This window comes from Micromonospora sp. CPCC 206061, assembly GCF_036906915.1.
GTDB lineage: Bacteria > Actinomycetota > Actinomycetes > Mycobacteriales > Micromonosporaceae > Phytohabitans.
The window spans coordinates 1-7,431 of record NZ_JBAKHX010000159.1 but is presented as its reverse complement, the minus strand read 5'-3'; the positions used below and the strand labels follow the sequence as shown (position 1 = coordinate 7,431).

7 protein-coding genes are annotated in these 7,431 nt (G+C 69.5%); 1 reads left to right on the top strand and 6 read right to left on the bottom strand.

Annotated features, from left to right (window positions below):
* Positions 1–569: 569 nt before the first annotated feature.
* From V6V89_RS40785 to V6V89_RS40775, 3 genes are all read right to left on the bottom strand, one after another.
* Positions 570–1,166, bottom strand: coding sequence for a dihydrofolate reductase family protein (locus tag V6V89_RS40785; RefSeq protein WP_334625081.1), 597 nt, complete (start codon positions 1,164–1,166; stop codon positions 570–572).
* Between the two features lie 84 nt (positions 1,167–1,250).
* Positions 1,251–1,589, bottom strand: a complete 339-nt coding sequence (locus V6V89_RS40780; protein WP_334625079.1) for a rhodanese-like domain-containing protein — start codon at positions 1,587–1,589, stop codon at positions 1,251–1,253.
* Positions 1,590–1,858: 269 nt separating this feature from the next.
* Complete coding sequence (locus V6V89_RS40775) at positions 1,859–2,494, bottom strand: TetR/AcrR family transcriptional regulator (RefSeq protein ID WP_334625078.1); 636 nt, start codon at positions 2,492–2,494, stop codon at positions 1,859–1,861.
* A gap of 123 nt (positions 2,495–2,617) precedes the next feature.
* Between V6V89_RS40775 and V6V89_RS40770 the strand changes: the two genes are divergently transcribed.
* Positions 2,618–4,105 (top strand): MFS transporter, encoded by a 1,488-nt coding sequence (locus tag V6V89_RS40770; protein WP_334625076.1) that lies wholly within the window; start codon positions 2,618–2,620, stop codon positions 4,103–4,105.
* Positions 4,106–4,152: 47 nt separating this feature from the next.
* Here V6V89_RS40770 and V6V89_RS40765 read toward each other — a convergent pair whose 3' ends face one another.
* From V6V89_RS40765 to V6V89_RS40755, 3 genes are read right to left on the bottom strand one after another with little or no spacing between them, the layout of a single operon-like run.
* Entirely contained in the window at positions 4,153–5,640 is a 1,488-nt protein-coding gene (locus V6V89_RS40765; RefSeq protein ID WP_334625075.1) for a tripartite tricarboxylate transporter permease, read from the bottom strand.
* Positions 5,637–6,167 (bottom strand): tripartite tricarboxylate transporter TctB family protein, encoded by a 531-nt coding sequence (locus tag V6V89_RS40760; RefSeq protein WP_334625074.1) that lies wholly within the window; start codon positions 6,165–6,167, stop codon positions 5,637–5,639. The genes V6V89_RS40765 and V6V89_RS40760 overlap by 4 nt, the downstream gene beginning before the upstream one ends.
* Positions 6,164–7,168 carry a Bug family tripartite tricarboxylate transporter substrate binding protein gene (locus tag V6V89_RS40755; protein WP_334625073.1) on the bottom strand — a complete coding sequence of 335 codons (1,005 nt, stop codon included), beginning with the start codon at positions 7,166–7,168 and terminating at the stop codon, positions 6,164–6,166. Before V6V89_RS40755 ends, V6V89_RS40760 begins: the two co-directional genes overlap by 4 nt.
* Between the last annotated feature and the right edge of the window lie 263 nt (positions 7,169–7,431).

Here is a 7,431-nt window from a genome sequence, read left to right as displayed (position 1 = left end):
CCGCCCCGCGCTCCGCCCCGCGCTCCGCCCCGCGCTCCGCCCCGCGCTCCGCCCCGCGCTCCGTCGATCAAGGGCAAATGCACGTGGTTCGATCTCTTTTCCGCGTGCGTTTGCCCTTGATCCATGCAGATCTCCTTGATCGACGGTGTTGAGTTGGGCGATCCGGCGCCGCGTCAAGGTCGATTGCCGCGATGGGACGGGCGCCGTTCGGCGCCCTACACGCGACCGGAACCTTGCCGAGTCTGCGCTCCATATGAGCCATAACTCGGCAAGATCTCGGAATCGTGGCGCCGGCCGTCCGCGAGGCCGGTCGGGACCTAGACCCCAACCAGGGGCCGATGCGTTCCGCCCGCGGCTGGCCATGAGGGACGGCACCCACCGTGAGCGGCGCCCGCCCGTTCGCCGGCGCGGCCCGCCTCGCCGCGCGTCGACCAAGGACATCCTCCTCGATCAAGGGCAAACGCACGCGGAAAAGAGATCCAACTACGTGCATTTGCCCTTGATCAGCGGGAGGGGGTGGGGTGGGAGTGGGAGTGGGAGTGGTAAGCGCGGGCCGCGCGGGGCAACGTCTAGCGGGCTACGCGGTAGGCGATGTGGGTTACGCCGTCGCCTTCTGTGATGGAGATCGGGCCTTCGAACTCGACCGGGGCGCCGGCGATCTGGCCGAAGAACGGGATGCCGTCGCCGAGTAGTACCGGCACCAGGTCGACGTGTACCTCGTCGAGCAGCCCGGCATCGAGCGCTTGGCGGGCGATCGTGCCGCCGTTGAGGCCCACGTCCTTGTCGCCGGCCAGATCCTTGGCCTTGGCCACGGCGTCCTCGATGCCGGTCGAGACGAAGACGAAGTTCTCGTCGTCCTCCGGCCGGTCGTCGGGGCGCTTGTGGGTGAGGACCACGGTCGGCGTGTTCAGTGGGTGCCGCCCGCCCCACCCGTTGGTGATGTTGTACAGCGTGCGGCCCACCACCAGGGCCCCGAGGCGCTCCTGCAGCTTGCGCAGGTGTTCAGCGCTGGCCGCCGAGGTGTGGAACGTCATCTCGGGGTTGCCGGTGGGGATCTCGACGTCGCCCCGGTTGTACCACTTGAACAGGTAGTCGAACCCGTCGTGATTTGGGCCGGCGATGAAGCCGTCCAGGGACATCGTCGCGCCGGTCGTTACCTTGCCCATTGTGTTGTTCCCTTCTCGTCAGGTGTGTGTCTACCGAAGCGTCGTCCGGCGCGGGACAGATTCGACACCTTGGTATGTGACCATTTAGTCACCTATTTTGCAGGTATGAGCCACCCACGAGATCCCTAGTCGCGGGTCAGCCACGCTCAACGGGCAGCCCGGCGCCGACCCAGTCTTCGATCCCCGCCGATCGGCGAGCGCCTCGCCGCGGCCGCACGTGTCGTTGGTGGAGTAGGTGACGACGGTCGCGGACCGGTCGGGGAGCACGGCAGGCGCCCGGTCGTCGGCGTCGTCGATGACGAGGTTCACGGCGCCGGGCAGGTGGCGACGGCCGTACGGGGCGGCCGGTAGAGCGTCGACCACCACGGCTGCGCCGTCGGTGATCGGAATCTGGAGTTCCTCGCGAGTGATCGTGTCCGGCATACGGCCATCATGGCCCGATCGATGACCGCCGCCGCCCTCCAGGAAGCGGCACCCGCGTACGCAGATCGGCGTAGCCGATCAAGGGGGATCGCATCGATCAAGGGCAAATGCACGCGGAAATGAGATCAAACCACGTGCGGTTGGCCTTGATCGACGGGGAGAGCGTGCGGCGCCGTGCCGCGGGTGTGGGCCGTGCGGCGCCGTGCCGCGCGGAGCGGGTCGTGCCGCGCGGAGCGGGCTTAGGTGGGGAGGGGGGTGTGGGTGGGGGCCTATGTGGACCAGCGGGCGGCTAGTTCTTCGGGGCGGGGTGGGGGGCCGGGTAATTCGCCGCGGCCTGGGTGGCGCAGGGCTTCGAGGATCAGGGCCAGGTACCGGTGGCGCAGTTCGCCGGTGCGCTGGTCGTTGCCGAGGCGTACCGAGGCGATCTGCTCAAGGATGAGCCCGACGTCGGCGACCTCGATGTCGTCGCGCACGGCGCCCGCGTCGCGCACCCGCCCGATCAGCTGGCGGTTGAGTTCGTCGGCGTGCACCGCGTCGCGGTACAGCTGCTCGTTGGGTGTGAAGGTGCCGGCCAGCCGGATGGTCAGCGACGTTGAGCCGGCGTCGACCACGCGGCGCATGAAGCCGGCGAACGCCGGCCAGGCGTCGCCGCCCGCGTCGAGCTCGTCGACCGCGGCCTGCGCGGCGGCGATGTAGGCGATCAGGCCGTCCGAGCAGAGCTTGCGCAGCAGCTCCTCCTTGCTCGGGTACCGCCGGTAGAGCGCGCTGATCCCGACGCCGGCCCGTTCGGCGACGGCGGCGATCGGCGCGCCCGGGTCGTCGAGGAACACCGCCCGGGCGGCTTCCAGGATCACTTCGTCGTTGCGCGCTGCCTGGGCTTTCCGGCCGCTCAGGGGCTTCGTCATGACCCCAGCATACAGCGGAACGAAAAATTCTGTTCCGCAACTACTGGAACGGACTGTTCCGCTCTGCTAGTCTGAGAACAGAACGATCCGTTCCGCTTGAAATCGCAGGTAGGGGAGTTAGTCATGAAAGCCAAGAGCCCGTGGGTGGGACTTTTCGCCATCCTGGCCGCCACGTTGATGAACCTGCTGGATTCGACGATCGTCAACGTCGCGGCGCCGGCGATCCACGCCGAGCTCGGCGGCTCGTACACCGCGCTCCAGTGGATCGCCGCCGGCTACACCCTCGCCCTGGCGGTCGGCCTGCTGACCGGCGGCCGGCTGGGTGACATGTTCGGCCGCAAGCGGATGCTGATGATCGGCATAGTCGGGTTCGTCGCCGCGTCGGTCGTGTGCGCGGCCACCCCGACGATCGAGACGCTCGTCATCGCGCGGGTCGTGCAGGGGCTCTTCGGCGCGGTGATGATCCCGCAGGGCTTCGGGCTCATCCGCGACCTGTTCCCGCCGGACCAGATGGGCAAGGCGTTCGGCGTGTTCGGCCCGATGATCGGCCTCGCCACCATCCTCGGCCCGGTCGTCGCGGGCGTGCTGGTCGACGCCGACGTGTTCGGCACCGGGTGGCGCATGATCTTCGCGATCAACCTGCCGCTGGGGGCGTTCGCGCTGCTGGCCGGCCGGATCGCGCTGCCGGACGCGGCACCCGGCCAGACCGCCGGTCGCCCGCGCACCCTCGACCTGCCCGGCGTCGTGCTCGCCGCCGTCGCGATGTTCGCCCTGGTCTTCCCGCTGGTGCAGGGCCGCGAGCTGGGCTGGCCGGCCTGGTCGCTGGCGCTGCTGGTCGCGTCGGTCCCGCTGATCGGTGGCTTCGTGGCGTACCAGATCCGCCGTCGCCGCTCCGGCGCCACCCCGCTGGTCGAGCTGAGCGTGTTCGCCAAGCGCTCGTACACCTCCGGTGTCGCCTTCGTGGTCGTCTTCTTCGGAGCGATCGTCGGCTTCTCGCTCGCGGTGGGCCTGTTCCTCCAGCTTGGCCTCGGTTACAGCCCCACCCGCGCCAGCCTGACGATGGCCGCCTGGGCGGTCGGCGCGTTCCTCGGCTCCGGCTTCAGCGCGGGCTCGGCCGCCAAGCTCGGCCGGCGCATCCTGCACGTGGGCCTCGCCATCATGACCGTGGGCACGGCCGGCGTGTACGTGGTCTTCGAGCGCTACGGCACCGAGATCGGCACCTGGACGCTGACCGCGCCGCTGTTCGTCTTCGGGCTGGGCATGGGCATGATCTTCGTGCCGCTGTTCGACATCATCATGGGCGACATCGAGGACCGTGAGGTGGGCTCGGCCGCGGGCATGCTCGAGTCGATCCAGCAGCTTGGCGCCTCGGTCGGCGTGGCGGTGCTCGGCACGGTGTTCTTCGGGATCGCCCGGCCTACCACCCAGCAGACCGCGCACGGGATGCTCGACGCCGGCACCGCCGTCGACGCCGCCACGGCGGTCACGCTGCTGACCATCGTGCTCTCCGTGGCGGCGTTCGGGCTCGCGTTCCTGCTGCCGCGCAAGGCGCGCGCTCACGCGGTACCAGAGGAAACGGCCCCGGAGCGCGAGCTGGCGCTCGTTGCCTGACCACCCCCGGGCGGTGACCCGCCGGCCTTATGCCGGCGGGCTCACCGTCATTTTGGCCGCCGTACGTACCGGCGCAGCAGCGGCCACGCGAGGATGACCACGATGGCGGCGTAGATGAGGTACGAGACGGGACCGCCGAGCAGGCCGGACAGGTCTCCACCGGAGAGCTGCAACGCCATCCGGCCCTGGCGTTCCGCGATCGGGCCCAGGATGACGCCGACGATCAGCGGCAGCACGGGCAGGCCGAAGCGGCGCATGCCGAACCCGAGCGCGCCCAGGATCAGCAACAGGAACAGGTCGAACGGCTGGGCGTTGACCGCGTAAGCGCCCATCGAGGCGAAGAACAGGATGCCCGCGTACAGGTAGTGGCGCGGGATCTGCAGCAGCTTCGCCCAGGCGGGTGCCAGCGGCAGGTTGAGCACGAGCAGCAACAGGTTGCCGACGAACAGGCTCGCGATCAGCGTCCAGACCAATGTGGACTCCCGCTCCAGCAGCAGCGGACCCGGCTGGATGCCGTACGACTGGAAGGCCGCGAGCATGACGGCGGCGGTCGCGTTCGTGGGCAGGCCGAGCGCCAGCATCGGCACCAGGGTGCCGGCGGCCGAGGCGTTGTTGGCCGCTTCCGGACCGGCGACGCCCTCGATCGCGCCCTTGCCGAACTCCTCCGGGTGCTTGCTGAGCTTCTTCTCGGTGGCGTACGACAGGAAGGTCGGGATCTCGGCGCCGCCGGCCGGCATCACGCCGAACGGGAAGCCGAGCGCCGTGCCGCGCAGCCACGGCTTCCACGAGCGTCGCCAGTCGTTCCTGCCCAGCCACGGCTGCCCGACCGGGATCACCTCGCTGGCCTTGCGGCGCAGGTGCGCGGCCACCCACAGCGCCTCGCCGACGGCGAAGATGCCGACCGCGATGACCACGACGTCGATGCCGTCGGCGAGCTGCGGGATGTCGAGCGTGAGTCGCTGCTGTCCGGTGACCCGGTCGATGCCCACGAGGCCGATGACCAGGCCGAGCAGCAGGGAGGCGAACCCGCGTATCCGGGAGGCGCCGAGCACCGCGCTGACCGCGATGAAGCCGAGCACCATGATCGCCAGGTAGTCGGGGGCGCCCAGGTCGATCGCGAACGACACCATCATCGGCATGACCAGCACCAGCAGCAGCGTGCCGATCGTGCCGGCGACGAACGAGCCGATCGCCGCGGTGGCCAGGGCCTGCGCCGCGCGGCCCGCCTTGGCCATCTTGTTGCCCTCGATCGCGGTCACCACCGACGACGACTCGCCCGGGGTGTTGAGCAGGATCGACGTGGTGGAGCCGCCGTACATGCCGCCGTAGAAGATCGCGGCGAACATGATGAACGCCTGCGCCGGCTCCATCCCGTACGTGACCGGGAGCAGCAGCGCGACCGTCATCGCCGGCCCGATCCCGGGCAGTACGCCGACGGCGGTCCCGACGGTGACGCCGATGAGCGCGATGAGCAGGTTCATCGGCGTGACGATGTTGCCGAACCCGTCGAGCAGGTTCGTCAGGTTCTCGATCACAATATTCCTTGGAGGATGCCGGCCGGAAGGTTGACGCCTAGCCCGATCGCGAATCCGTAGAAGGTGGCCAGCGACAGCGCGATCGCGATCGCCAGCGTCAGGACGTACCGCCGGCTGCCCAGCGCGAACGCAGCCCCGAAGAACAGCAGCGACCCGCTGATCACCCAGCCCAGCCGCTCGATGAGCAGCGCGTTCACCACGAACGCGGCGACGAGCAGCAGCACGGTGCGCCAGTCGATCGGCGAGGCGAGGTCGACGTCCTCGCCGCCCTCCGGCTCGCCCGTCCCGCCCCGGGTCACGTCCAGCGCGTACACGGCGGCGACCACGATCAGCAGCACGCCCAGCAGCATCGGCACCGGACGCGGACCGATCGGGTCGTTGCTGCTGGTGGCGTGGCCGATCTGGACGGCGTCGACGAGTACCAGTACCCCGACGAGGGCGAGGAACGCGCAGACGCCGTACTGGGCGCGGTCCCGCGCGGCGGCCCGGCCGGACCGCCGCTCGGGCGTCGTGGTCGCGGAACTCATACCAGGCCCAGGCCGGTCAGGATGTCGGCGACCGCCTTGTCCTGCTCGGTGAGGAACGTCGCGAACGCCTCGCCGGTGACGAACGCGTCCGTCCAGCCGCGCTTGGCCAGCTCGGCCTTCCAGGCGTCGCTGTCGTGCACCTTGGTCAGTACGTCGATCCAGGTCTGCTTGTCGGCGTCCGAGATGCCGGGCGGTGCGACGACGCCGCGCCAGTTGGTGAAGACCAGGTCGATGCTGGACTCCTTCAGCGTCGGCACGTCCTTGAGCGCCTCCTGGCGCTGCTCGCTGGTCACCGCGAGCACCCGGAGCTGGCCGGCCTCGACCTGGTCGAGGAACTCGCCGAAGCCGCTCGCCCCGAACGCCACCTTGCCGCCGAGCACCGCGGGCAGCAGCTCGCCGCCGCCGTCGTACGAGACGTAGTTGACCTGCTTCGGGTCGATGCCGACCGCCTTGGCGAGCTGCATCGGCAGCAGGTGGTCCGGGCCGCCGGGGGAGGAACCGCCGCCGACCGCGACCTTCTTCGGGTCCGCCTTCCAGGCGGTCACCAGGTCGGTGATCGTCTGGTACGGCGAGTTCTTCGGTACCACGATCGCGCCGGACTCTTCGATGACCTTGGCGAGGGCGGTGGTCTGCGTGAGCTTCGCCGTGGACTTCTGGGTGTACGAGGCGCCGACGACGCCCAGACCCATCTGCATGGCGAGCTTGCCGTTGCCCTTTTCGTTGACCGTGCGCTGGAGGCCGACGGTGCCACCGGCGCCGGACAGGTTGAACACCTCCACGCCAGAGGCGATCTTGGCGTCCTCCATGACCTTGGCGATCGTGCGGGCCGTGGTGTCGTACCCGCCGCCCGGGCTGTTGGGCACCATGAGCCGCAGGTCGGTGACCGGGCCGCTGCTGGTGCCGGACGTCTCATCCTTGTCCGCCGTCGCACCACACGCGCTAAGCGCTGTGACAGCGATCAGCGAGGCGGCGGCGACCAGCGCCTTCGTCATATTTTTCATCGCGGTTTCTCTTTCGTTTCCGAATGAGGGGGCGCGATGATGGTGGACCCAGCGTGTGTCCCACGTCACCGTTTTGACCACAGCGATGTTTACGAACATTGTGGTCACACGCGCCGTGCGCCGCGTCGCCCCGGCCCGCTTCCGCGCCCCGGCCCGCTTTCGCGCCCCGGCCCGCTTTCGCGCCCCGGCCCGCTTCCGCCGATCAAGGGCAAACGCACGTGGTTTGATCTCTTTTCCGCGTGCATTCGCCCTTGATCGATGCG

What these genes read in the sequence shown, in the direction of transcription:
- V6V89_RS40785 (WP_334625081.1), bottom strand. Translation starts at nt 1,166, where the DNA reads ATGGGCAAGGTAACGACCGGCGCGACGATGTCCCTGGACGGCTTCATC.
- V6V89_RS40780 (WP_334625079.1), bottom strand. Translation starts at nt 1,589, where the DNA reads ATGCCGGACACGATCACTCGCGAGGAACTCCAGATTCCGATCACCGAC.
- V6V89_RS40775 (WP_334625078.1), bottom strand. Translation starts at nt 2,494, where the DNA reads ATGACGAAGCCCCTGAGCGGCCGGAAAGCCCAGGCAGCGCGCAACGAC.
- V6V89_RS40770 (WP_334625076.1), top strand. Translation starts at nt 2,618, where the DNA reads ATGAAAGCCAAGAGCCCGTGGGTGGGACTTTTCGCCATCCTGGCCGCC.
- V6V89_RS40760 (WP_334625074.1), bottom strand. Translation starts at nt 6,167, where the DNA reads ATGAGTTCCGCGACCACGACGCCCGAGCGGCGGTCCGGCCGGGCCGCC.
- V6V89_RS40755 (WP_334625073.1), bottom strand. Translation starts at nt 7,168, where the DNA reads ATGAAAAATATGACGAAGGCGCTGGTCGCCGCCGCCTCGCTGATCGCT.